The organism is Agromyces sp. Root1464 (assembly GCF_001427265.1).
GTDB classification, from domain to species: domain Bacteria; phylum Actinomycetota; class Actinomycetes; order Actinomycetales; family Microbacteriaceae; genus Agromyces; species Agromyces fucosus.
Genome location: NZ_LMFU01000002.1, coordinates 493249 through 518531, shown reverse-complemented (window position 1 = coordinate 518531; position 25283 = coordinate 493249). Strand labels below are relative to the sequence as shown.

The following is a 25283-nucleotide window of genomic DNA, read 5'->3' as shown; positions in this document are numbered from 1 at the left end:
CGCATGGCGCGCTTCGACCAACACCCGGCGCTTCGGCGCGGAACATGGGAGCACAAAATAATGAGACGAGCGAAGATCGTCGCCACCCTCGGGCCGGCGACATCGAGCTATGAGCAGATCCGGGCGATTCTCGATGCAGGCGTCGACGTCGCGCGGATGAATCTCAGCCACGGCAGCTACGACGTCCACGAGGGCGTCTACCAGAACGTGCGGAAGGCGGCGAGCGACTCGGGTCGTGCCGTCGCAGTGCTCGTCGACCTCCAGGGGCCGAAGATCCGTCTCGGCAAGTTCGCCGACGGACCCCACGAGCTCGCCGAGGGCGACATCTTCAAGATCACGACCGAAGACGTCGTCGGCACGAAGGAACTCGTCGGAACGACCTTCAAGGGGCTGCCCCACGACGTCAAGCCGGGCGACTTCCTGCTGATCGACGACGGCAAGGTGCGCGTCGAGGTCGTCGAGACCGACGGCGTCGTCGTCACCACCAAGGTCATCGTGGCCGGACCGGTGTCGAACAACAAGGGCATCAACCTGCCCGGCGTCGCCGTCAACGTGCCGGCACTCTCCGACAAGGACGAGGCCGACCTCCGCTGGGGACTCGAACTCGGCGCGGACCTCATCGCGCTCTCGTTCGTGCGCAACGCGTCCGACATCACCCGCGTGCACGAGATCATGGACGAGGTGGGCCGCCGCGTGCCCGTCGTCGCGAAGATCGAGAAGCCGCAGGCCGTCGACGCCCTCGAGGAGATCACCGAGGCGTTCGACGCCATCATGGTCGCCCGCGGCGACCTCGGCGTCGAGCTGCCTCTCGAGGCCGTGCCGATCGTGCAGAAGCGCGCGGTCGAGATCGCTCGCCGTCTCGCGAAGCCCGTCATCGTGGCGACGCAGATGCTCGAGTCGATGATCCACAGCCCCGTGCCGACGCGCGCCGAGACCTCCGACGTCGCGAACGCGGTGCTCGACGGGGCCGACGCGGTCATGCTCTCGGGCGAGACGAGCGTGGGGGAGTACCCCGTCATCACGGTGCAGACCATGGCGCGCATCGTCGAGTCGACCGAGCAGCACGGGCTCGACCGCATCGCGCCCCTCGGCACGAAGCCGCGCACCCAGTCGGGCGCGATCACGGCCGCCGCGGTCGAGGTCGCCGACTTCGTCGAGGCCAAGTACCTCTGCGTCTTCACCGAGTCGGGCGAGACGGTGCGTCGCATGACGCGCCTGCGCTCGAAGATCCCCATCCTGGCGTTCACGCCCGACCCCGCGATCCGCCGCCGCATGGCGCTCAACTGGGGTGTCGAGTCGTTCGTCGTGTCCCGGGTGACCCACACCGACCAGATGGTCGGCCAGGTCGACGAGGCGCTCGCGAAGACGGGCAAGGCGGTGAATGGCGAGAAGGTCGTCATCATCTCGGGTTCCCCTCCCGGAATCCCCGGCACCACGAACGACGTGCGCGTGCACGTCGTCGGCGAGGTGCTCTAGCCCGTACGACGAGAGGAGCCGGTCCGCGAGGGCCGGCTCCTTTCGCGTGTCCGCGGTGACGAGCAGCGGATGTCGCAGCCACCGTTCGACCGCCGGCCGTCGTCGTGCTGCTCGAGGTGCCAGACTCGGAGCATGGTCGAGTTCGAGTGCAGCACCCGTCTGCCGATGACGGTGCAGCAGGCCTTCGACCGTTCCCGGAACATCGACGTGCACGTGGCATCCATGTCCGATTCGCGAGAGCGCGCGATCGCCGGTGTCACGACGGGCCTCATCGGCGCGGGCGAAGAGGTGACGTGGCGGGCCCGGCACTTCGGCGTGCCGTTCCGGATGACGAGCCGGATCAGCGAGTTCGACCCGCCGTCGTCGTTCGTCGACGAGCAGGTCGCCGGGCCGTTCCGTTCCTTCCGCCACGAGCACGAGTTCTCGGATGATGCCGCGGGCGGCACGCTCATGGTCGATCGGGTGCGGTTCGCCGCGCCGTTCGGGCCACTGGGTCGCGCCGCGGAGCTCGTGCTCGGACCCTACCTGCGGCGTCTCATCGAGCACCGGAATGCAATCCTCGCCTCAGACGAGGCTCCTCCGTCCACGAAATGAGGTCGACCATGCCGACATCCGTTCTCCCTGCAAGCGGATCGCCCGCCCTCGACTGGGCCGCACGTTCGATGCCGCTCCTCGCCGCGACCATGGCGGCGCACGCCGACGACTTCGCCGGGCGGCACGTCGGCATCTGCCTGCACATCGAGCCCAAGACCGGGGTGCTCGTGCACTGGCTGCTCAGGGTGGGGGCGGGGGTCACGATCACCGGCAACCTCGGGACGACCGACCAGGCGACCGTCGACACGCTGCGTGCGCTCGGCGCGACGGTGATCGGCGGTCACGACGACGATGCCGCCCAGCACGCGCGCAACCTCGACGCCCTCGTCGCCGCCCAGCCCGACCTCCTCCTCGACAACGGGGCGGAGACGATCGAGCGGATCCTCCGCGGCGGGCCCCGCGGCGCAGGCTTCCTCGGTGCGACCGAGGAGACGACGACGGGCGGGCGGCGACTCCGCGAGCTCGACGTCGCTGCGGACTTCCCGGTCGTCGTCATCAACGACAGCCCGCTGAAGCTCCTGATCGAGAACGAGTTCGGCGTCGGCCAGAGCATCGTGCAGGGGTTCATGAACGCCACGAACGCGATGCTGCCGGGGACCCGGGCGACCGTCATCGGGTACGGTCCGTGCGGCAAGGGCGTCGCGGAGACGCTCGCACGGCTCGGGGCGCGGGTGAGCGTGGCCGACACCAATCCCTACCGGGCGCTCGAGGCGATCATGCACGGCCACCGCGTCGCCCCGGTCGACGCGCTGCTTCCGGACTCGCAGCTCGTGTTCCTCGCGACCGGCCATCCCGGCGTGATCTCGGGCGACCGGCTCGACCTCCTCGGCAACGGTGCCATGCTCGTCGGCGTCGGGCACGAGGCCGACGAGATCGATCTGCCCGCGCTGCGGTCGCGCGCCCTCCGGACCTCGTCGCTCTCGACGCCATCGGGCGACGCCGACGCCCGGATCCTCTACGAGATGGCCGACGGACGCGAGATCGTGGTGCTGCACGGCACCAAGATGATCAACCTCGTGGCAGCCGGCGGCAATCCCATCCAGGCGATGGACCTCGGACTCTCGTTGCAGGCGGCGAGCCTCGCCGCCATCGCACGCGGCGGGGTCGGATTCACCGGACCGTTCGGAGTGCCGGCCGACATCGACCGCGAGCTCGCGACCGCACTGGTCGGTCTCTGGAGCTAGTGCCTCGCCCGATTCGGGACGTGGTGCCGGTGGTGGGGGTCGAACCCACACGCCCTTTCGGGCAAAGCATTTTGAGTGCTCCGCGTCTGCCATTCCGCCACACCGGCCAAAGGCCTCGCTCAGAATACCGTAGGCTTTCCTCCGTGACAGACACCGAACCAACTCAGTCGGCACCGCGCCGCGTGGTCGTGGCGGAAGATGAGTCGCTCATCCGCCTCGATATCGTCGAGATCCTGCGCGACAACGGCTTCGAGGTCGTCGGCGAGGCCGGTGACGGCGAAACGGCAGTGGCGCTCGCCACCGAGCTGCGACCCGACCTCGTCATCATGGACGTCAAGATGCCCCAGCTCGACGGCATCTCCGCGGCGGAGCGGCTCTCGAAGGGCCACATCGCCCCGGTCGTGCTCCTCACGGCGTTCAGCCAGAAGGAGCTCGTCGAGCGCGCCAGCGAAGCCGGCGCCCTGGCCTACGTCGTGAAGCCGTTCACGCCCAACGACCTCCTGCCCGCGATCGAGATCGCCCTGGCCCGCTACGCGCAGATCATCGCGCTCGAGGCCGAGGTCGGCGACCTCGTCGAGCGCTTCGAGACCCGAAAGCTCGTCGATCGGGCGAAGGGCCTCCTCAACGAGAAGATGGGACTCTCGGAGCCCGAGGCGTTCCGTTGGATCCAGAAGGCCTCGATGGACCGCCGCCTGACGATGAAAGACGTCTCGCAGGCCATCATCGAGCAGCTCGCGGCCAAGAAGTAGCACCCACAGGCTTCCAGAACAGCGGATGCCGCGGCGACACGTGTCGCCGCGGCATCCGCTGTTCTCGTTGCGTCTCAGGCGGCCACGCGGTCCTCGATGACGCGTCGGGCGGTGTCGTCGGCCGCTTGTAGTCTTGGGGGGTGTCGGACGCAGAAAAGCCCACCCTCCTCGTCGTCGACGGCCATTCGCTGGCCTTCCGGGCGTTCTACGCCCTCCCAGTCGACAGCTTCACCACCCGCGACGGTCAGCACACGAATGCCATCCACGGCTTCCTGTCGATGCTGCTCCTGCTGCTCGCGAACGAGAAGCCGACGCACATCGCCGTCGCCTTCGACATCTCGCGGGCCTCGTTCCGCACGCGCGAGTACCCCGAGTACAAGGGCACTCGGGGTGAGACGCCGGTCGAGTTCAAGGGCCAGGTGCCCCTGCTGCAAGACGCCCTGAAGGCGATGGGCGTGCGCACCCTCGAAAAGGAGGACTACGAGGCCGACGACATCCTCGCGACGCTCGCGGCCCGCGGCCGCGCCGAGGGCTACCGTGTCCTCCTCGTCTCCGGCGACCGCGACACCATCCAGCTCGTCAACGACGACGTCACGCTGCTCTACCCGAACACGCAGGGCGTCTCGCAGCTGAAGCGCTACGACACCGACGCGGTCGTCGAGCGCTACGGCATCCGCCCCGAGCAGTACCCAGACATCGCCGCACTCGTCGGTGAGACGAGCGACAACCTCATCGGCATCACGAAGGTGGGCGAGAAGACCGCCGTCAAGTGGCTCGGCCTGTACGGCTCGCTCGACGGCATCCTCGAGCACGCCGAAGAGATCAAGGGCGTCGTCGGGCAGAACCTGCGCGACGAGAAGGAGAACGCGATCCGCAACCGCCGGCTCAACCGGCTCGTCACCGACGTCGAGCTCGACGTCGCGATCGAGGAGCTCGTGGCGAAGCCGATCGACATCGAGGCGGTGCAGCCGATCTTCGAGCGGCTCGAGTTCCGCACGCTGTTCGAGCGCATGAAGAAGATCGTGGCCGGCAACGGCAACGGCAACGGTGCTGCCGCGGCATCCGCTGCGCCCGTGGCCCCGGTCGCAGACGCTCCCGCCGCTCCCGCGGCGCCGACTCCGCGGCGGCTCCTCGACGAGGAACTCGCCGCCTGGATCGAGCGCGCCGTCGCCGCAGAGCCTGCCGGCCTCGGCCTCAGCATCGAGGTGCTCGACGGCGCCGTGATCGGCGCCGGGATCGCGACGGCGACGGAGTCCGTGCACCTGCCGTGGCAGCAGGGGCGCACCGACTACGCGCCGTTCGAGGCGTGGCTCGCGAGCGACGCCCCGAAGATCATGACCGACGCGAAGCCGCAGCTGAAGGCGCTCATGCGGTCGGGTCTGGCCTTTGACGGGCTCGTCGTCGACACCCTCGTCGCCGGATGGCTCGTGCGACCGATCCTCGCCGAGAAGACGCTCGCCGACCTCGTCGAGCGCTACCTCGGCGAGACTGTTCCCCAGGGCGACCCCGCTCAGCTCGTGCCCGAAGAGTGCACCGACGCGGGCGCTCCGGAGTACGCGTGGTATTCGCTGCGCGTCGCGCCCGTCGTGCTCCGGGCCCTGCCTGAGAGCTCGCGGCAACTGCTCGCCGATGTCGAGATGCCGCTCGTGCCGGTGCTCGCCGCCATGGAGGTGCGCGGCGTCACGGTCGACCACGCCGAGCTCAGCGCGCTCTCGGCCGAACTGGGCGCTCGCGCAGCCGGCCTGGCCGAATCCGCGTTCGCGGAGATCGGGCGCGAGGTCAACCTCGGTTCGCCGAAACAGTTGCAAGAGGTGCTCTTCGACCAGCTCGGCATGCCGAAGACGCGCGCGACGAAGACCGGGTACACGACCGACGCGAGCGCGCTGGCCGACCTGCAGGAGTCGAACCCGCACCCCTTCCTCGGGTATCTGCTCGAGCACCGCGACGCCACGAAGCTGCGCCAGATCGTCGAGTCGCTCGACAAGTCGATCGCGGGCGACGGTCGCATCCACACGAGCTACGGCCAGATCGGCGCCGCCACGGGCCGCATGTCGTCGAACGACCCGAACCTCCAGAACATCCCGATCCGCACCGAAGACGGCCGCCGCATCCGCAAGGCCTTCCGTCACGGACCCGAGTACACCGAGCTGCTCACGGCCGACTACTCGCAGATCGAGATGCGCATCATGGCGCACCTATCGGGCGACCCCGGCCTCATCGAGGCGTTCAACGCCGGTGAAGACCTCCACCGCTTCGTCGGCGCCCGCGTCTTCTCGGTGGATCCCGCCGATGTCACTCCCGTGATGCGCACGAAGGTGAAGGCCATGTCGTACGGCCTCGCGTACGGTCTCAGCGCGTTCGGCCTCTCGAAGCAGCTCCGCATCGACCGCGCCGAGGCGACGCAGCTCATGAAGGAGTACTTCGAGCGCTTCGGCGCGGTGCGCGACTACCTGCGCATGGTCGTCGAGCAGGCGAAGATCGACGGCTACACCGAGACGATCTTCGGTCGCCGTCGTCCGTTCCCCGACCTCAACAGCCCGAACCGGGTGCTTCGCGAGAACGCCGAGCGCGCCGCCTTGAACTCGCCGATCCAGGGTTCGGCGGCCGACATCATCAAGATCGCGATGTCGCGGGTCGAGCACGACCTCGCGGCGCAGGGCATGGCGAGTCGCATGCTGCTCACCGTGCACGACGAGCTCATCTTCGAGGTCGCCGACGGCGAGTCCGGCACGCTCGAGACGCTCGTTCGCGAGCGCATGGCGAGTGCGGCCGAGCTGCTCGTGCCGCTCGACGTGCAGATCGGTCGCGGGGCCAACTGGGAGGACGCGGCGCACTGATCGGTGCGCCGCCGCCGGGATGCGTGACGTCGGTCGGCTGCCATAGGCTCGCTCCATGGCATCGAGTGAACGCACCCCGACCGACGTCGATCGCATCGCAGAGGGGTGGGTCGACACACTCGTCGAATTGAACCCCGGCGTCGGCACCTACATCGGCCGCACGACGTTCGACGAACAGCTCGCCGACTACTCTCCCGAGGGCCACGAGCGCTCGATCGCCGCCACCCGCGAGGCGCTCGCCGCGCTCCGTGCCGCGACGCCGGTCGACGACGTCGATCGCATCACCGTCGCCGACCTCGGCAGCGAACTCGAGCTCGAGCTCGAGCGCCACGATGCCGGGCTCCACCTGCGCGACCTCAACGTGATCGCGAGCCCCGCTCAAGACATCCGCGAGGTCTTCGACCTCATGCCGACCGACGCCCCCGAGGAATGGGACCGCGTGGCGACTCGTCTGGCGGCGGTTCCGGGCGCGATCGACGGGTACATCGAGACCCTGCGCGAGGGCATCGCCCGTGGCACCGTGCCCGCGGTTCGCCAGGTGCGCGAGGTTGCAGCGCAGGCCCGGCGCATCGCGAAGCCCGACGGCTTCTTCGGCACCTTCGCCGGTTCGGCCAAGGCCGCCGGTGGCGCCGACCTCCCCGTCTCCATCACGAGCCGCCTCGGCACCGGTGCCGAGGCTGCCGCAGCCTCGTACGGCCGGCTCGCCGAATTCCTCGAGGCCGAGCTGCACCCCGTGGCGGGAGAGCGCGACGGCGTCGGGCGTGAGATCTACGCCCTGCAGTCGCGCCATTTCCTCGGCGCGGTGATCGACCTCGACGAGACCTACGAGTGGGGCATCGAGGAACTCGCCCGCATGGTGGCCGAGCAGGAGTCCATCGCGAACGAGATCCTGCCAGGGGCATCCGTCCATGAGGCGATCGCCTTCCTCGACGGCGACCCGTCCCGGAAGTTGCACGGCACGGATGCGCTGCAGCACTGGATGCAGGAGACGAGCGACCGCGCCGTCGCCGAGCTTGCGGGAACGCAGTTCGACATCCCCGCCGAGATCCGCACGCTCGAGTGCATGATCGCGCCGACGCAAGAGGGCGGCATCTACTACACCGGGCCAAGCGACGACTTCTCGCGCCCGGGCCGCATGTGGTGGTCGGTGCCCGAGGGCGTCACCGAGTTCGACACCTGGCGAGAACTCACGACCGTCTACCACGAGGGCGTTCCCGGTCATCACCTGCAGATCGGCCAGGCCGTCGTGAACCGCGGCCAGCTGAACACCTGGCGGCGCCAGCTCGCCGGCACGTCGGGCCACGCCGAGGGCTGGGCGCTGTACGCGGAGCGGCTCATGCAAGGCCTCGGCTACCTCGACGACCCGGCCGACCGACTCGGCATGCTCGACGGCCAGCGCATGCGCGCCGCGCGCGTCGTGCTCGACATCGGCGTTCACCTCGGCAAGCAGCGGCCAGACGGCCAGGGCGTGTGGACGGGCGAGTACGCCTTCGAGTTCCTCGGGCAGAACGTCAATATGAACGCGGGCTTCGTGCGCTTCGAGGTGAACCGGTACCTCGGCTGGCCCGGCCAGGCGCCGTCGTACAAGGTCGGCCAGCGCATCTGGGAGCAGCTGCGCGACGAGGTGGCGCGCCGAGAGGGCGCGTCGTTCGACATCCGCGAGTTCCACCGCAACGCGCTCTCGCTCGGCGGCGTCGGGCTGGACACCCTGCGCTCGGCGCTTCTCGGCTGATCGCGACCGTGTCGACACCGCACCGGGCGAGGCCAGCATGACGCGCGTCGTCATCGCCGGGGCATCCGGCTTCATCGGCGCGCACCTCGTCGCGAGGTATCGGGCGGCGGGCATCGAGGTGCGCACGATCGGGCGCGGTGCTTCGGCGGACGCCGCGTGGGGCGACCCTGCGGCGATCGCGCGTGCGGTCGACGGCTGCGACCTGCTCGTCAACCTCGCAGGCAAGAGCGTGAACTGCAGGTACACGCCGGGTAACCGCGCCGAGATCATCAGGTCGCGGGTCGAGACCACCGCGGCGCTGCGGGCGGCAGTGGCATCCGCAGCGGCGCCACCGCGCGTCTGGGTCAACTCGTCGACGGCGACGATCTACCGGCATGCCGAAGACCGACCCATGACCGAACGCGACGGCGAACTCGGTCGCGGGTTCTCGGTCGAGGTCGCCAAGGCCTGGGAGTCGGAGTTCTTCGCGGGTGAGCTGCCGGCGACGCGACGGGTCGCCCTCCGCATCGCGATCGTGCTGGGCGACGGCGGCGTCATGCGGCCGCTCGTCCGGCTCGCACGACTCGGCCTCGGTGGGCCGCAGCTCGACGGTCGGTGGCCGTCGACGCGCGCTCGCAGGCACGCCGGCACCCAGCACGAGTTCGGGGCCCGCGGCGGCCGGCAGCGCTTCAGCTGGGTGCACCTCGACGACGTAGCCGGCATCATCGACTTCCTCGCTGCGCGATCCGATCTCGACGGCGTCGTCAACGTGAGCGCTCCGCACCCCACCGACAATCGCACGCTCATGCGCACCATCAGGCGGTTGCTCGGGGTGCCGTTCGGCATGCCGGCATGGCGTTGGATGCTCGAGCCCGGATCCGCGGTGATCCGCACCGAGACCGAACTGGTGCTGAAGAGCCGGTGGGTCGTCCCCGAGCGACTGCTCGACGCGGGCTACGAGTTCGTGCATCCCGATCTCGAACCGGCGCTCCGCAGCATCCTGAGGCCCGAATCGGTGCGTTCCGAGGCCGTACCGGCGTCGGCGCCGGGGGAGTGACGCGGCCGTTTGCCAACACGGGAGCGATTCCGTTAGGATTGAGCGTCACTCGTGTGACATCCCTGTCCGCATGCCCATCGCGGAATCAACATATCGCTCTCCCTCGCGATGGGCTCGATTTTGTCCTTTACGGAGCATTCACTACATGACAACCGCAACGACCAAGGCACCCAAGCAGGTCGCGATCAACGACATCGGATCTGCTGACGATTTCCTCGCCGCGGTCGAGAAGACTTTGAAGTTCTTCAACGACGGCGACCTCATCGAGGGCACCGTCGTGAAGATCGACCGCGACGAGGTTCTCCTCGACGTCGGCTACAAGACCGAGGGTGTCATCCCCTCGCGTGAGCTTTCGATCAAGCACGATGTCGACCCCAGCGAGGTCGTCGGCGTCGGCGACACCGTCGAGGCCCTCGTCCTCCAGAAGGAAGACAAAGAAGGCCGCCTCATCCTGTCCAAGAAGCGCGCTCAGTACGAGCGTGCGTGGGGCGACGTGGAGAAGATCAAGGAAGCCGATGGCGTCGTGACCGGTTCGGTCATCGAGGTCGTCAAGGGCGGCCTGATCGTCGACATCGGCCTGCGCGGCTTCCTCCCGGCGTCGCTCATCGAGCTCCGCCGTGTGCGCGACCTCACGCCGTACCTCGGTCAGGAGATCGAGGCGAAGATCCTCGAGCTCGACAAGAACCGCAACAACGTCGTGCTCTCGCGCCGCGCGCTCCTCGAGCAGACGCAGTCCGAGTCGCGTTCGACGTTCCTCGCGAACCTCCACCCGGGACAGATCCGCAAGGGTGTCATCTCGTCGATCGTCAACTTCGGTGCGTTCGTCGACCTGGGTGGCGTCGACGGTCTCGTCCACGTCTCCGAGCTCTCGTGGAAGCACATCGAGCACGCCTCCGAGGTCGTCGAGGTCGGTCAGGAAGTCACCGTCGAGGTGCTCTCCGTCGAGCTCGACCGCGAGCGCGTCTCGCTGTCGCTCAAGGCGACGCAGGAGGACCCGTGGCAGGTCTTCGCCCGTACCCACGCGATCGGTCAGGTCGCCCCGGGTAAGGTCACGAAGCTCGTTCCGTTCGGTGCGTTCGTTCGCGTCGCAGACGGCATCGAGGGCCTCGTCCACATCTCCGAGCTGTCGGGCAAGCACGTCGAGCTCGCAGAGCAGGTCGTGTCGGTCGGCGAAGAGGTCTTCGTCAAGGTCATCGACATCGACCTCGAGCGTCGCCGCATCTCGCTCTCGCTGAAGCAGGCGAACGAGGGCGTCGACCCCGAGGGCACCGAGTTCGACCCGGCGCTCTACGGCATGCTCACCGAGTACGACGAGCAGGGCAACTACAAGTACCCCGAGGGCTTCGACCCCGAGACCAACGAGTGGCGCGAGGGCTTCGAGGCCCAGCGCGAGAAGTGGGAGCAGGACTACGCTGCTGCCCAGGCTCGCTGGGAGGCTCACAAGAAGCAGGTCGCCGCGGCGAACGCTGCTGCTGTGGCCGACGACTCGTTCGCCTCGGCTGGTGCTTCGTACTCGAGCGACACCGCCGGCGCGGGCACTCTCGCCGACGACGCGTCGCTCGCGGCGCTGCGCGAGAAGCTCTCGAGCAACAACTAGTCGCTCCCGCGATTCGTCGCGGTTCGACACGGAAGGCCGGTCCCCTCGGGGGCCGGCCTTCCGGCGTCTCACCCGCGATCGGCACGCGGTCGAACTGCCGACCGAGACGCCGAGGGCATCATCGTCGCCGCCGGCCGTCGCGTCCGGTGTCGCGCCGTTAGAGTGGAGGCGTGTATCTGATCGGTCTCACGGGCGGCATCGCCTCTGGCAAGTCCACGGTCGCGCGTCGACTCTACGAACACGGCGCCGTGCACATCGACGCCGACCAGCTCGCGCGTCGTGTCGTGGAGCCGGGCACGCCGGCGCTGGCCGCGATCGTCGAGGAGTTCGGCACCGACGTGCTGCGCCGCGACGGCTCGCTCGACCGCGCGAAGCTCGGCGAGCGCGTCTTCGGCGATGGCGAACAGCTCGCGAAGCTCAACGCGATCGTGCACCCCGCGGTTCGCGAGCTGTCGGCCCGACTGATCGCGAAGGCCGAGCAGGAGGACCCCGACGCCGTCGTGGTCTACGACGTGCCGCTGCTCGTCGAGGCATCCGTCGATCACCCGTTCGACCTGATCGTCGTGACCAACGCGCCCCGGCGCGCCCAGGTCGAGCGACTCGTCGAGAACCGCGGTCTCGACCGGGGTCAGGCGGAGGCCCGCGTCGATGCCCAGGTCGACAACACGGCCCGCCTCGCGATCGCCGACGTCGTGATCGACACGGATGGCTCGCTGGCTCATACGATGAGCCAGACCGACGAGCTCTGGCACCGCATCGTCGAAGAGCGTCGCGCACGAGCCTGACCGGCCCTGTCATGAGCTGACAGCCGGCACACAGGGGGAGTGTCGGCGGGCGCTCCTAGACTGGAGAGCATGCAGGCCACCCGTTCAGTCCGGCCGTTCGAGGTCATCAGCGACTACACGCCGAGCGGCGATCAGCCGGCGGCGATCGCCGAGCTCGCGGCACGCATCAACGCCGGTGAGACCGACGTCGTGCTGCTTGGCGCGACCGGCACCGGCAAGTCCGCCACGACCGCCTGGCTCATCGAGCAGGTGCAGCGGCCGACCCTCGTGCTCGCGCACAACAAGACCCTCGCGGCGCAGCTCGCCAACGAGTTCCGCGAGCTGCTGCCGAACAACGCCGTCGAGTACTTCGTGTCGTACTACGACTACTACCAGCCCGAAGCGTATGTCCCGCAGACCGACACCTTCATCGAGAAAGACAGCTCGATCAACGCCGAGGTCGAGCGACTTCGCCACTCGACGACGAACTCGCTGCTCAGCCGTCGCGACGTCGTGGTCGTGTCGTCGGTCTCGTGCATCTACGGCCTCGGCACGCCCGAAGAGTACCTCGGCGCGATGATGCCGTTGCAGGTCGGCCAGAAGGTCGATCGCGACTGGCTCATCCGCAAGTTCGTCTCGATGCAGTACCAGCGCAACGACGTCGACTTCTCCCGCGGCAACTTCCGCGTGCGCGGCGACACGATCGAGATCATCCCGATCTACGAAGAGCTCGCGATCCGCATCGAGATGTTCGGCGACGAGATCGAGGCGCTCTACAGCCTGCATCCGCTGACCGGCCAGGTCGTGGCGAAGCTCGACTCGGTACCCGTCTTCCCCGGCTCGCATTACGTCGCGAGCACCGAGGTGATGCAGCGCGCCATCGGCACGATCCGCATCGAACTCGAGGAGCGGCTCGCCGAGCTCGAACGCGAGGGCAAGCTGCTCGAGGCGCAGCGGCTGCGCATGCGCACCACCTTCGACCTCGAGATGATGGAGCAGATCGGGTTCTGCTCGGGCATCGAGAACTACTCGCGCCACATCGACGGACGACAGGCGGGTGAGGCGCCGCACTGCCTCCTCGACTACTTCGCCGACGACTTCCTCGTCGTGATCGACGAGTCGCACGTCACGGTGCCGCAGATCGGTGCGATGTACGAGGGCGACTCCTCGCGCAAGCGCACGCTCGTCGAGCACGGCTTCCGCCTGCCGAGCGCGCTCGACAACCGGCCGCTCAAGTGGGATGAGTTCAAGGCGCGCGTCGGCCAGACCGTCTACCTCTCGGCGACCCCCGGACGTTACGAGATGGGCATCGCCGACGGCGTCGTGCAGCAGATCATCCGCCCCACCGGCCTCGTCGACCCGCAGATCGTCGTGAAGCCCTCCAAGGGCCAGATCGACGACCTGCTCGAAGAGATCCGCACCCGCGCCGGCCGCGACGAGCGCGTGCTCGTCACGACGCTCACGAAGAAGATGGCCGAAGAGCTGACCGACTTCCTGACCGAGGCGGGCGTGCGGGTGCGATACCTCCACTCCGACGTCGACACGCTCCGCCGCGTCGAGCTCCTCACCGAACTCCGAGCCGGCGTCTACGACGTGCTCGTCGGCATCAACCTCCTCCGTGAGGGCCTCGACCTGCCCGAGGTCTCGCTCGTCGCGATCCTCGATGCCGACAAAGAGGGGTTCCTCCGCTCGTCGACCTCGCTCATCCAGACCATCGGTCGAGCTGCTCGAAACGTCTCGGGCGAGGTGCACATGTACGCCGACGTGCTCACCGACTCGATGAAGTCGGCGATCGACGAGACGACGCGTCGCCGCGACATGCAGCTCGAGTACAACCGGGTCAACGGCATCGATCCGCAGCCGCTGCGCAAGCGCATCGCCGACATCACCGACGTACTCGCCCGAGAAGAGGCCGACACGGCGGCGCTCCTCGCCGGTCGCGACGCGAAGAAGAAGACCTCGGTGCCGAACCTCCGTCGAGAAGGCATCGCGGCCGCAGGTGCGAACGATCTCGAAGACATCATCCGCGACCTCAACGACCAGATGCTGGTCGCGGCCGGGGAGTTGAAGTTCGAGCTCGCGGCGCGCCTGCGCGACGAGGTCTCCGATCTCAAGCGCGAGCTCCGCCAGATGGAGAAGGCCGGCCACCTCGGCTGACCGCCGCCCGATTCGAACGTATGTTCGCTCAGAGCACGCGTGCTCGAGGCATCCGTGTCGGTGGGTCTCCTTAGACTCGTAGGGTGCCAGTTTCACGTCTCGATGCCCATTCGCACCTGAGTGTCCGCGGTGCTCGCGTGCACAACCTGCAGAACGTCGACGTCGAGATCCCTCGCGACGCGATGGTGGTCTTCACGGGGCTCTCGGGCTCCGGCAAGTCGTCCCTCGCGTTCGACACGATCTTCGCCGAGGGACAGCGTCGGTACGTCGAGTCGCTCTCGGCCTATGCGCGGCAGTTCCTCGGGCAGGTCGACCGGCCCGACGTGGACTTCATCGAGGGGCTCAGCCCCGCGGTGTCGATCGACCAGAAGTCGACCAACCGCAACCCGCGCTCGACCGTCGGCACGATCACCGAGATCTACGACTACATGCGACTGCTCTGGGCGCGCATCGGCGTGCCGCACTGTCCGGTGTGCGGTGAGCGCATCCAGCGCCAGACGGTGCAGCAGATCGCCGACCAGCTCATGGAGCTGCCCGAGGGCACGCGTTACCAGGTCGTCAGCCCCGTCGTGTCGAAGAAGAAGGGCGAGTTCGTCGACCTCTTCCGCGACCTCGCGGCGCAGGGCTACTCCCGCGCCGTCGTCGACGGCGACGTCATCCGCCTCGACGACCCGCCGAAGCTCAAGAAGCAGATCAAGCACGACATCTCGGTGGTCATCGACCGCCTCGTCGCCGCCCCCGAGTTGCTCGGCCGGCTTACGGACTCGCTCGAGACCGCATTGCGCCTGACCGACGGGCTCGTGCAAGTGAACTACGTCGACGAGACCGGCCCTGCCGCGTGGGTCACGTTCTCCGAGAAGCTCTCGTGCCCGAACCAGCACCCCATCCAGCTCACCGAGATCGAGCCGCGCACCTTCTCGTTCAACGCCCCGTTCGGCGCCTGCCCCGAGTGCTCGGGCCTCGGCACGCGCATGTCGGTCGACGACGCGCTGCTGCTCGGCGACCAGAGCCTCAGCATCGCCGACGGCGTCATCATCCCGTGGACCTCGCAGGGCAAGAGCCTCTACAACTACTACGAGAAGCTCCTCGGCGGCCTGGCACGAGACCTCGACTTCTCGCTCGACACCCCGTGGGAGGAGCTCGACGAGGTCGCCCGCCAGGCGGTGCTCCGCGGAGACAACTTCGAGGTCAAGGTCAAGTGGCGCAACCGCTACGGCCGTGAGATGAGCTACACCTCGGGCTTCGAGGGCGTCGTGCCCTACATCGAGCGCCAGTACCTGCAGGCCGAGACCGACGTGCAGCGCGCCCGGTGGTCCGAGTACCTCCGCGAGGTGCCGTGCCCGGTCTGCGACGGCAAGCGGCTGAAGCCCGAAGTCCTCTCGGTGCTCATCCACGACCACAGCATCGCCGACGTCGGGCTGCTCAGCCTCACCGACGCGCGTTCCTTCATGGACCGTCTCGCACTCACCGACCGCGAGCAGGCGATCGCCGCACAGGTGCTGCGCGAGATCAAGCTGCGACTCGACTTCCTCATCCGCGTCGGGCTCAGTTACCTCGACCTCTCGCGAGCCGCAGCCACGCTCTCCGGCGGTGAGGCGCAGCGCATCCGTCTCGCGACGCAGATCGGTTCCGGGCTCACCGGCGTGCTCTACGTGCTCGACGAGCCGAGCATCGGGTTGCACCAGCGCGACAACCGTCGCCTCATCGACACGCTGATCGCGCTCCGCGACCTCGGCAACACGCTGATCGTCGTCGAGCACGACGAAGACACGATCCGCACCGCCGACTGGATCGTCGACATCGGCCCCGGCGCCGGCGTCAACGGCGGCACCGTCGTGCACTCGGGCAGCTACGCCGACCTCGTGAAGAACACGCGCTCGCTCACCGGCGACTACCTCTCGGGGCGCCGCGAGATCCCGATTCCCGAGCAGCGCCGCACGATCGACTCCGAGCGCATCATCACCGTGCAGGGTGCCGAGGCCAACAACCTGCGCGGCGTCGACGTCGAGTTCCCGCTCGGCGTGCTGACCGCCGTCACCGGCGTGAGCGGCTCGGGCAAGTCGTCGCTCGTCAACGACATCCTCTACCGGGTGCTCGCCAACCGTCTGAACGGCGCCCGCAAGGTTCCCGGCAAGCACCGCCGGGTCACCGGCCTCGACCAGCTCGACAAGGTCGTGCACGTCGACCAGGCGCCGATCGGGCGCACGCCGCGGTCGAACCCGGCGACGTATACGGGCGTCTTCGACCGCATCCGCACCCTGTTCTCCGAGACGACCGAGGCGAAGGCGCGCGGCTACCTGCCGGGCCGGTTCAGCTTCAACGTCAAGGGCGGCCGCTGCGAGGCGTGCTCGGGTGACGGCACGATCAAGATCGAGATGAACTTCCTGCCCGACGTCTACGTCGCGTGCGAGGTGTGCGGCGGCCAGCGCTACAACCGCGAGACGCTGCAGGTGCACTACAAGGGCAAGAACATCGCCGAGGTGCTCGAGATGCCGATCAGCGAGGCGGCCGAGTTCTTCGAGCCGATCTCGGCGATCCACCGCTACCTGAAGACCCTCGTCGACGTCGGCCTCGGCTACGTGCAGCTGGGCCAGAGCGCCACGACGCTCTCGGGCGGCGAGGCGCAGCGCGTGAAGCTCGCGACCGAGCTGCAGCGCCGGTCGAACGGCCGCAGCGTCTACGTGCTCGACGAACCGACCACCGGACTCCACTTCGAAGACGTGCAGAAGCTCCTCAAGGTGCTCGGCAAACTCGTCGACAAGGGCAACACCGTCATCGTGATCGAGCACAGCCTCGACGTGATCAAGTCGGCCGACTGGATCATCGACCTCGGCCCCGAGGGCGGTTCGGGCGGCGGTCAGATCGTTGCGACCGGCACGCCCGAACAGGTCGCCGCAGTGCCCGACAGCCACACCGGGTTCTTCCTGCGCGAGATCCTCGACGCGGCGTCGGTGCGAGCCGCGGTCGCCAGCTGAGGCGATGAGCACCTCAGTGTCGCGACGGGACGACACCGTCCCGTACCGCCCGAAGAAGGGCGAGATCCCCACTCAACCCGGGGTGTACCGGTTCCGCGATGCCGATCGACGCGTGCTCTACGTCGGCAAGGCGAAGAACCTCCGGGCCAGGCTCTCGAACTACTTCGCGCCGCTGCGCACACTGCACGAGCGCACACGGCGCATGGTCACGACGGCGGCCTCGGTGGAGTGGACCGTCGTCGCGAACGAGGTCGAGGCGCTCCAGCTCGAGTTCACCTGGATCAACGAGTTCGATCCGCCGTTCAACGTGCAGTTCAAGGACGACAAGTCGTACCCGTATCTCGCGGTCACGCTCGCCGACGAGGCGCCCCGAGCCGTCGTGACGCGCAACCGCAATATCCGCGGCGCCAAGTACTTCGGGCCCTACCCCAAGGTGTGGGCGGTCAACGAGACGCTCGAGATCCTGCTCAAGCTCTTCCCGATCCGCACCTGCAAGGACTCCGACTACCGGCGGGCGATGGCGAGTGGCAAGCCGTGCTTCGCCGGGCAGATCGGCCGTTGCTTCGGCCCGTGCTCCGGACTCGTGACGATCGAGGAGCATCGCGAGAGCGTCGACCGCTTCGTCTCGTTCATGCAGAACCAAGACCGTCGCATCCTCGGCGAGCTCACCCAGCGCATGCGCTCGGCCGCCGCCGTGCAGGACTACGAGTCCGCCGCACGGCTGCGCGACCGGCTCCAGGCCGCGACGTCGTTCTTCGAGAAGAGCGCCGTGGTGCTCGGCGAGAAGGTCGACATCGACGTGTTCGGCATCGACCACGACGAACTCGCGGCCGCGGTGCAGCTCTTCATCGTGCGCGGTGGCCGCATCCGAGGCGTGCGCTCGTGGACCGTCGACAAGGAGCTCGACGTGCCACTCGGCGAACTCGTCGACTCGGTCGTGCAGAACGCCTACGGCGACGGGGGAGTCCCGGCGGCCGAGGTCGTGATCCCCGAGCTCCCCGACGACGCCGAGGCGCTCGAGACGTGGCTCGGCACGATCGCGGGCCGCAAGGTGCGCCTGCGGGCCGCGCAGCGCGGCGACAAGGCGGCACTGCTCGCAACAGCGACGCAGAACGCCAAGCAGACCCTGATGCTCTACAAGACGCGACGCAGCGCCGACTTCACGACGCGCTCGCGCGCCCTCGAAGACATCCAGGAGGCGCTCGGCATGGCCGACGCCCCGCTCCGCATCGAGTGCTACGACGTCTCGCACCTGAGCGGAACGAACATCGTCGCCTCGATGGTCGTGTTCGAAGACGGGCTGCCTCGCAAAGACGAGTACCGCCGGTTCACGATCCCGAACTCGACCGACGACACCGATTCGCTCCACCAGGTGCTCACGCGTCGCCTCGCCTACCTGAAGACACCCGACTCGATCGGCTCGCCCATCGAACCGAGCGTCACCGACGGCGCCGACGTCCCCGAGGGCGAGACGGATGCCGCGGCATCCGAGCGCCGCAAGAAGTTCGCCTACCGGCCGAACCTGCTCATCGTCGACGGTGGCCAGCCCCAGGTGGCGGCGGCGGCGCGAGCACTCGAGGAGTCCGGCGTCGAGGGCATCTACCTCTGCGGCATCGCGAAGCGTCTCGAGGAGATCTGGACGCCCGACGGCGACTATCCGGTGATCCTGCCGCGCAACAGCGATGCGCTCTTCCTCTTCCAGCGGGTGCGCGACGAGGCGCACCGCTTCGCGATCACCCACCAGCGGCAGCGCCGCAAGCGCGACATGGGCAGTGTGCTCTCCGAGATCCCCGGTCTCGGGCCCTCGCGTGTGAAGGAGCTGCTTCGGCACTTCGGCTCCGTCAAACAGCTGCGCGCGGCATCCGAGACCGATATCGCCGAGGTGAAGGGCATCGGCCCGGCCCTCGCCTCCACCGTGCACCGCTCCCTGCACGCCGATGGGGCCCCCGCACCCAGATAGGCTTGGGTGTCGACACGCGGAAGGGGGCCTCGACACGATGACCGCAGATTCCGAGCAACAGGAGATGCTGATCGTCACCGGCATGTCCGGTGCAGGGCGCTCGACGGTCGGCAACGCGCTCGAAGACCTCGGCTGGTACGTCGTCGACAACCTTCCGCCGCAGATGCTGCGTCCGCTCGTCGAGCTCGTCGAGCGCGCCGGCACCTCGCTTCCGCGCATCGCGGCGATCGTCGACATCCGCGGCCGCGACTTCTTCTCCGAGCTCCGCGAGATCATCCAGGCCCTCCGCACCGGGGTGAGCGTGCGCGTCGTCTTCCTCGACGCCACCGACGCCGTGCTCGTGCGCCGGTTCGAGTCGGTCCGCCGTCCGCACCCGCTCCAGGGCAACGGCACGCTGCTCGACGGCATCGGCGCGGAGCGCGCCCGCCTGGCGGAGCTGCGCGAGGCGAGCGACATCGTCGTCGACACGTCCGACCTGAACATCCACCAGCTCGCGACCCTCATCACCGAGACCTTCGCCGAGGCCGGCCACGCGGGTCTCCGCGTCACCATGCAGAGCTTCGGGTTCAAGTACGGCGTGCCCTCCGACGCCGATCTGGTGGCCGACGCGAGATTCCTCCCGAATCCGTTCTGGATCCCCGAGCTCCGCCACCTCACGGGCGACGACGCCGTCGTCTCGGAGTACGTGCTGAGCCAGCCCGGGGCGATGGAATTCGTCGACGCCTACGTGAAGGCGCTCGAACCCGTGCTCGCCGGCTACCAGCGCGAGAACAAGCGGCACGCGACGATCGCGATCGGATGCACCGGCGGCAAGCACCGCTCGGTCGCCCTCGTACGCGAGCTCGCGAAGCGCATCGCCGCGCTGCCCGGCGTCGCAGTGAGCGTGAAAGACCGGGACCTCGGCCGCGAGTGATCGCCGGCCCTGCAACACATGAGAGATGGGACGACAAGTGGCACTGACCGCTGACGTGAAAGAAGAACTGGCGCGCGTCGAGGTGTCGAAGACCGGGGTCAGGGTCGCCGAGCTGGCGTCGATCCTCCGGTTCGCCGGGGGCCTGCACATCATCTCCAACCGCATCGCGATCGAAGCCGAACTCGACTCCCCGACGCTCGTGCGCCGCGTGACGCGAGACCTGGGGGAGATCTACGGCGTGCGCCCCGACGTCTCCGTGATCTCGCCGACGGGCATGCGACGCTCGAACCAGTACCTCGTGCGCGTGCTCGAGGGCGGCGAGACGCTCGCCCGTCAGACGGGCCTCCTCGATGCGCGTCGCCGCCCGGTGCGCGGCCTGCCGAACAAGCTCACCACTGGATCGCGCGACGAGGTCGCGGCGATCTGGCGCGGCGCATTCCTCGCGAAGGGCAGCTTGACCGACCCCGGTCGTTCGGCCGCACTCGAGGTCACCTGCCCGGGCAACGAGACCGCGATGGCCCTCGTCGGCGCGGCGGGCCGTCTCGGCGTCTCGGCGAAGGCGCGAGAGGTGCGCGGGGTGCACCGCGTCGTCATCCGCGACGGCGAGGCCATCAGCGCGATGCTCGCCGTGATGGGTGCCACCGACACGGTGCGCAACTGGGAGGAGCTGCGTCAGCGCCGCGAGGTGCGTGCGACGGCGAATCGCCTCGTGAACTTCGACGACGCGAACCTCCGGCGATCCGCACAGGCCGCGGTCGCGGCGTGCGCCCGCGTGGAGCGCGCGATGGAACTCCTCGGTGAGGGCATCCCCGATCACCTGAAGTACGCGGGCGAGCTGCGTCTGGCCCATCGCGAGGCGAGCCTCGACGAGCTCGGCCACTACGCCGACCCGCCCATGACGAAGGACGCGGTCGCCGGACGCATCCGTCGACTCCTCGCGATGGCCGACAAGAAGGCCGCCGACCTCGGCGTGCCGGGCACCGAGGCGAGCCTTCCCGCCGATCTCGACGAGGTCTGAGCGGATGCTCCGGCGGCCGAGCCGCTCGGAGCATGCACGTTCGGCCGGGCAGGTCGCCGCGGCATCCGTCACAGTGTGTCAAGCCGGCAGCGCACCACGGGTGCCGCGGCGGCGACGGGCATAGACTCGAGAGGCAGCCGCGGAATCCCGGGGATACGCCCGGAGGACCAGGCGCATCTGACAAGGAGAAGCAATGGCCGACTACACCCTCCCCGATCTGCCCTACGACTACTCGGCGCTCGAGCCGGCGATCAGCGGCACGATCATGGAGCTGCACCACTCGAAGCACCACCAGGCGTACGTGACGGGTGCGAACACCGCGCTCGCACAGCTCGCAGAGGCCCGCGACTCGGGCAACCTCGCGAACGTCAACAAGCTCGAGAAGGACCTCGCCTTCAACCTCGGCGGCCACGTCAACCACTCGATCTTCTGGACCAACCTCTCGCCCGAGGGCGGCGACAAGCCGACCGGCGACCTCGCCGCGGCGATCGACGACCAGTTCGGGTCGTTCGACAAGTTCCAGGCGCACTTCACGGCGACGGCGCTCGGCGTGCAGGGCTCCGGCTGGGCCGTGCTCGCGTGGGATTCGCTCGGCGAACGCCTGATCATCGTGCAGTTCTTCGACCAGCAGGGCAACCTCCCCGCCGGTATCGTGCCCCTCCTGATGCTCGACGTCTGGGAGCACGCGTACTACCTCGACTACAAGAACGTGCGCGCCGATTACGTCAAGGCGTTCTGGAACATCGCGAACTGGGAGAACGTCCAGAAGCGCTTCACGACCGCTGGTGAGAAGACCTCAGGGCTGCTGCTACTGTCGTAAACGGATGGTGTCCCCGGACCTGTCCGGGGACACCGCCGTCCGACCAGTTCACCCGTGAAAGTGCGCGTTCGCGCCATCGTCAATCAGGAGACTTCTGTGTCTGTTAAGATCGGCATCAACGGCTTCGGCCGTATCGGCCGCAACTACCTCCGTGCCGCCCTCGCTCAGGGCGCCGACCTCGAGATCGTCGCCGTGAACGACCTCACCGACAACAAGACGCTCGCACACCTCCTGAAGTACGACTCCATCACCGGTCGTCTGGACGCAACGGTCGACTACGACGAGAACAGCATCATCGTCGACGGCAAGGCCATCAAGGCGTTCTCGGAGCGCGACCCCGCGAACCTCCCGTGGGGCGAGCTCGGCGTCGACATCGTCATCGAGTCGACGGGCTTCTTCACCAAGGCCGCCGACGCGCGCAAGCACATCGAGGCCGGCGCGAAGAAGGTCCTGATCTCGGCCCCCGCGACCGATGAGGACGCGACCTTCGTCATGGGCGTCAACGAGCACGAGTACGACCCCGCTTCGCACCACATCATCTCCAACGCATCGTGCACGACGAACTGCCTGGCGCCCCTCGCGAAGGTCTTCAACGACGCGTTCGGCATCGAGCGAGGCCTCATGACGACGGTGCACGCCTACACGGCCGACCAGAACCTCCAGGACGGCCCCCACAAGGATCTGCGTCGTGCGCGTGCCGCCGCGATCAACATCGTCCCGACCTCGACGGGCGCGGCAAAGGCCATCGGCCTCGTGCTCCCCGAGCTCGTCGGCAAGCTCGACGGCTTCGCACTGCGCGTTCCGGTCCCGACCGGCTCGATCACCGACCTCACCGTCACCTCGTCGCGCCCCGTGACCGTCGACGAGGTCAAGGCCGCGTACAAGGCTGCGGCTGAGGGCCCCATGAAGGGCATCCTCAAGTACACCGAAGACGAGATCGTCTCGAGCGACATCGTCTCCGACCCGCACTCGTCGATCTTCGACGCCGGACTGCTCCGCGTCCTCGGCGACCAGGTCAAGCTCTCGAGCTGGTACGACAACGAGTGGGGCTACTCCAACCGTCTCGTCGACCTCACCGAGTACGTCGCCGACCGACTCTGAATCGAGCCCCTGTGACCCTGCGAACGATCGATTCCCTCGGTCCGCTCGCCGGCAAGCGCGTCGTCGTCCGTTGTGACCTGAACGTCCCCCTCCGGGACGGGGTCATCACGGACGACGGCCGCGTGCGGGCATCGGTCCCCACCCTGGCAGCGCTCGTCGCCCAGGGCGCCCGCGTGATCGTGGTCTCCCACCTCGGTCGACCCGACGGCGCACCCGACCCCCAGTACAGCCTCGGCCCCGTCGCGCGCCGCCTCGGCGAACTCCTCGACGCACCGGTCGCCTTCGCGACCGACACGGTCGGCGAGGATGCCGCGGCGAAGGTCGCTGCTCTCGCCGACGGCGAGGTGCTCGTGCTCGAGAACCTGCGCTTCAACGCGGGGGAGACCTCGAAGAACGAGGCTGAGCGCACGGCGTTCGCCGGCGAGCTCGCCGAGTTCGCCGACGCCGTCGTCTCCGACGGCTTCGGCGTCGTGCACCGCAAGCAGGCGAGCGTGTACGAGCTCGAGCAGCTGCGTCCGAGTGCCGCGGGCCTCCTCATCGCGGCCGAGCTCGACGTGCTCGACCGGCTCACCGAGAAGCCCGAGCGCCCGTACACGGTCGTGCTCGGCGGCTCGAAGGTCTCTGACAAGCTCGGAGTCATCGCGCACCTGCTGCCGCGCGTCGACGCGCTCCTCATCGGCGGCGGCATGCTGTTCACGTTCCTCGCCGCGCAGGGCCACAAGGTCGGCTCGAGCCTCCTGGAGGCAGACCAGATCGACACCGTCAAGGGCTACCTCGCCGAGGCCGCCGAGCGCGGCGTCGACATCGTGCTGCCGACGGATGTGGTCGTGGCCGCGTCGTTCTCGGGTGAAGCCGAGCACGTGGTCGCTCCGGCCGACGCGATCGAGCAGACCCCGTTCGGGGCATCCGGCCTGGGCCTCGACATCGGCCCCGACACGGCCGCCGAATTCGCCAACCGCATCCGCGGCTCGAAGACGGTGTTCTGGAACGGCCCGATGGGCGTGTTCGAGCTCGCTCCGTTCGCGGCCGGCACGCGGGTGATCGCGGCAGCCCTGACCCAGGTCGACGGCCTCAGCGTCGTCGGCGGCGGCGATTCGGCGGCCGCCGTACGTCAACTCGGCTTCGAAGACGCTCAGTTCGGTCACATCTCGACCGGCGGAGGCGCGAGCCTCGAGTTCCTCGAAGGTAAGAAACTTCCCGGACTGGAGGTCCTCGGATGGCAGTGAAGCGCACCCCGTTCATCGCAGGCAACTGGAAGATGAACCTCGATCACCTGCAGTCGATCGCGTTCGTGCAGAAGCTCGCCTGGGCTCTCGCCGACGCGAAGCACGACTTCGCCGACGCGGAGGTCGCGGTCTTCCCGCCGTTCACCGACCTGCGTTCGGTGCAGACGCTCGTCGCGGCCGACTCGCTGCCGATCGGCTACGGCGCGCAGGATGTCTCGGCCCACGACTCGGGCGCCTACACGGGCGAGATCTCCGGCGCGTTCCTCAAGCAGCTCGACTGCCGCTACGTGATCATCGGCCACTCCGAGCGGCGTACGCTGCACGCGGAGTCCGACGCCGAGGTCAACGCGAAGGTCAAGGCCGCGCACCGGCACGGCCTCGTGCCGGTCGTCTGCGTCGGCGAGACGGCGGAAGACCTGGAGGCGCACGGTCCGAGCGCCGTTCCGGTCGCGCAGCTGCGTGCCGCCCTCGACGGCGTCGACGGCTCGAAGGGCCTCGTCGTCGCGTACGAGCCCGTCTGGGCGATCGGCTCGGGTCAGGCGGCGACGCCTGCACAGGCCGAGCAGGTCGCGGCGGCGTTGCGTGCACTCCTGGTCGAACTCGTCGGCGAAGAGGTCGCGCAGTCGACTCGCGTCCTGTACGGCGGTTCGGTGAAGGCGGCGAACATCGCCTCGTTCCTGCGGGAACCGAACGTCGACGGGGCTCTCGTCGGCGGCGCGAGCCTCGACATCCCCGAATTCGCGAGCATCGTGCGGTTCAAGAAGCACGTCGGAGCCTGATTTCCCGTACCCGGGAGCGCGAGCGCTCCCGGGTACGGTCATGCTTCCGGCTATACTCGAGTGTCGGCATCGACCCATCTGTCGTGCCCGGAAAGGTTCACCCCGTGGAGATTCTCCAGGTCGTCCTGCAGGTGCTGCTCGGTCTCACGAGCCTGCTGCTGACGTTGCTCATCCTGCTGCACAAGGGTCGTGGCGGCGGTCTGTCCGACATGTTCGGCGGCGGTGTCACCTCCAGCCTCGGAGCATCCGGTGTCGCCGAGCGCAACCTGAACCGGATCACGATCATCCTCGCGCTCGTGTGGATCACCTGCATCGTCGTGCTCGGCCTCATCACCAAGTTCGACTCCGGAATCTGACGGGAAGCA

At 68.4% G+C, this 25283-nt stretch carries 19 protein-coding genes and 1 tRNA gene; 19 read left to right on the top strand and 1 reads right to left on the bottom strand.

The annotated features are described in order from the left end of the window. Positions 1-60: 60 nt before the first annotated feature. From pyk to ASD23_RS08205, 3 genes are all read left to right on the top strand, one after another. On the top strand, positions 61-1476 hold the full coding sequence (gene pyk, locus ASD23_RS08215) for a pyruvate kinase (RefSeq protein ID WP_056009252.1): 1416 nt from the start codon (positions 61-63) through the stop codon (positions 1474-1476). Positions 1477-1608: 132 nt separating this feature from the next. Next, positions 1609-2070, top strand: coding sequence for an SRPBCC family protein (locus tag ASD23_RS08210; protein ID WP_056009250.1), 462 nt, complete (start codon positions 1609-1611; stop codon positions 2068-2070). A gap of 8 nt (positions 2071-2078) precedes the next feature. Continuing rightward, complete coding sequence (locus ASD23_RS08205) at positions 2079-3254, top strand: NAD(P)-dependent oxidoreductase (protein WP_157377044.1); 1176 nt, start codon at positions 2079-2081, stop codon at positions 3252-3254. A 21-nt stretch (positions 3255-3275) separates the two neighbouring features. Here ASD23_RS08205 and ASD23_RS08200 read toward each other — a convergent pair. Continuing rightward, a tRNA-Leu gene (locus tag ASD23_RS08200) sits at positions 3276-3361 on the bottom strand. Positions 3362-3397: 36 nt separating this feature from the next. On the opposite strand from ASD23_RS08200, the gene ASD23_RS08195 reads away from it, so the two are divergent. The 16 genes from ASD23_RS08195 to secG all read left to right on the top strand — a co-directional run bounded on the left by ASD23_RS08195 (position 3398) and on the right by secG (position 25274). After that, the gene (locus ASD23_RS08195) at positions 3398-4003 is read left to right on the top strand and encodes an ANTAR domain-containing response regulator (RefSeq protein ID WP_056009246.1); all 606 of its coding nucleotides are present in this window, start codon (positions 3398-3400) and stop codon (positions 4001-4003) included. 140 nt (positions 4004-4143) lie between these two features. After that, positions 4144-6840 (top strand): DNA polymerase I, encoded by a 2697-nt coding sequence (gene polA / locus ASD23_RS08190; protein WP_056009244.1) that lies wholly within the window; start codon positions 4144-4146, stop codon positions 6838-6840. Positions 6841-6895: 55 nt separating this feature from the next. Further along, on the top strand, positions 6896-8572 hold the full coding sequence (locus ASD23_RS08185) for a DUF885 domain-containing protein (RefSeq protein ID WP_056009242.1): 1677 nt from the start codon (positions 6896-6898) through the stop codon (positions 8570-8572). A 37-nt stretch (positions 8573-8609) separates the two neighbouring features. Beyond that, positions 8610-9608 carry an epimerase gene (locus ASD23_RS08180; RefSeq protein WP_056009240.1) on the top strand — a complete coding sequence of 333 codons (999 nt, stop codon included), beginning with the start codon at positions 8610-8612 and terminating at the stop codon, positions 9606-9608. A 145-nt stretch (positions 9609-9753) separates the two neighbouring features. Further along, entirely contained in the window at positions 9754-11205 is a 1452-nt protein-coding gene (gene rpsA / locus ASD23_RS08175; RefSeq protein WP_056009238.1) for a 30S ribosomal protein S1, read from the top strand. 170 nt (positions 11206-11375) lie between these two features. Beyond that, complete coding sequence (coaE, locus tag ASD23_RS08170; protein WP_056009235.1) at positions 11376-11990, top strand: dephospho-CoA kinase; 615 nt, start codon at positions 11376-11378, stop codon at positions 11988-11990. Positions 11991-12059: 69 nt separating this feature from the next. After that, the gene (uvrB, locus tag ASD23_RS08165) at positions 12060-14126 is read left to right on the top strand and encodes an excinuclease ABC subunit UvrB (RefSeq protein ID WP_056009233.1); all 2067 of its coding nucleotides are present in this window, start codon (positions 12060-12062) and stop codon (positions 14124-14126) included. Between the two features lie 83 nt (positions 14127-14209). Further along, positions 14210-17101: an excinuclease ABC subunit UvrA gene (uvrA, locus tag ASD23_RS08160; RefSeq protein WP_056009231.1), complete on the top strand. Its 2892-nt coding sequence runs from the start codon at positions 14210-14212 to the stop codon at positions 17099-17101. A gap of 4 nt (positions 17102-17105) precedes the next feature. Further along, positions 17106-19061, top strand: coding sequence for an excinuclease ABC subunit UvrC (gene uvrC / locus ASD23_RS08155; protein WP_056009229.1), 1956 nt, complete (start codon positions 17106-17108; stop codon positions 19059-19061). A gap of 37 nt (positions 19062-19098) precedes the next feature. Beyond that, positions 19099-19974, top strand: coding sequence for an RNase adapter RapZ (rapZ, locus tag ASD23_RS08150; RefSeq protein ID WP_056009227.1), 876 nt, complete (start codon positions 19099-19101; stop codon positions 19972-19974). Between the two features lie 37 nt (positions 19975-20011). Beyond that, complete coding sequence (gene whiA / locus ASD23_RS08145; RefSeq protein ID WP_056009225.1) at positions 20012-20992, top strand: DNA-binding protein WhiA; 981 nt, start codon at positions 20012-20014, stop codon at positions 20990-20992. Between the two features lie 193 nt (positions 20993-21185). Beyond that, the gene (locus ASD23_RS08140; RefSeq protein WP_056009223.1) at positions 21186-21812 is read left to right on the top strand and encodes a superoxide dismutase; all 627 of its coding nucleotides are present in this window, start codon (positions 21186-21188) and stop codon (positions 21810-21812) included. Between the two features lie 96 nt (positions 21813-21908). Continuing rightward, positions 21909-22913 carry a type I glyceraldehyde-3-phosphate dehydrogenase gene (gene gap, locus ASD23_RS08135; protein WP_056009221.1) on the top strand — a complete coding sequence of 335 codons (1005 nt, stop codon included), beginning with the start codon at positions 21909-21911 and terminating at the stop codon, positions 22911-22913. Positions 22914-22924: 11 nt separating this feature from the next. Continuing rightward, positions 22925-24139 (top strand): phosphoglycerate kinase, encoded by a 1215-nt coding sequence (locus ASD23_RS08130; RefSeq protein ID WP_056009219.1) that lies wholly within the window; start codon positions 22925-22927, stop codon positions 24137-24139. Continuing rightward, positions 24130-24918, top strand: coding sequence for a triose-phosphate isomerase (tpiA, locus tag ASD23_RS08125; RefSeq protein WP_056009217.1), 789 nt, complete (start codon positions 24130-24132; stop codon positions 24916-24918). The genes ASD23_RS08130 and tpiA overlap by 10 nt, the downstream gene beginning before the upstream one ends. 104 nt (positions 24919-25022) lie before the next feature. Next, a complete protein-coding gene (gene secG, locus ASD23_RS08120; RefSeq protein ID WP_056009215.1) occupies positions 25023-25274 on the top strand; it encodes a preprotein translocase subunit SecG in 252 nt (83 codons plus the stop codon). Positions 25275-25283: the final 9 nt, after the last annotated feature.

Excerpts from the sequence above, each read along its gene's own strand:
- rpsA (WP_056009238.1), top strand. The coding sequence starts at position 9,754 with ATGACAACCGCAACGACCAAGGCACCCAAGCAGGTCGCGATCAACGAC.
- uvrB (WP_056009233.1), top strand. The coding sequence starts at position 12,060 with ATGCAGGCCACCCGTTCAGTCCGGCCGTTCGAGGTCATCAGCGACTAC.
- ASD23_RS08185 (WP_056009242.1), top strand. The coding sequence starts at position 6,896 with ATGGCATCGAGTGAACGCACCCCGACCGACGTCGATCGCATCGCAGAG.
- rapZ (WP_056009227.1), top strand. The coding sequence starts at position 19,099 with ATGACCGCAGATTCCGAGCAACAGGAGATGCTGATCGTCACCGGCATG.
- pyk (WP_056009252.1), top strand. The coding sequence starts at position 61 with ATGAGACGAGCGAAGATCGTCGCCACCCTCGGGCCGGCGACATCGAGC.
- ASD23_RS08210 (WP_056009250.1), top strand. The coding sequence starts at position 1,609 with ATGGTCGAGTTCGAGTGCAGCACCCGTCTGCCGATGACGGTGCAGCAG.
- ASD23_RS08140 (WP_056009223.1), top strand. The coding sequence starts at position 21,186 with ATGGCCGACTACACCCTCCCCGATCTGCCCTACGACTACTCGGCGCTC.
- uvrC (WP_056009229.1), top strand. The coding sequence starts at position 17,106 with ATGAGCACCTCAGTGTCGCGACGGGACGACACCGTCCCGTACCGCCCG.
- tpiA (WP_056009217.1), top strand. The coding sequence starts at position 24,130 with ATGGCAGTGAAGCGCACCCCGTTCATCGCAGGCAACTGGAAGATGAAC.
- ASD23_RS08180 (WP_056009240.1), top strand. The coding sequence starts at position 8,610 with ATGACGCGCGTCGTCATCGCCGGGGCATCCGGCTTCATCGGCGCGCAC.
- ASD23_RS08205 (WP_157377044.1), top strand. The coding sequence starts at position 2,079 with ATGCCGACATCCGTTCTCCCTGCAAGCGGATCGCCCGCCCTCGACTGG.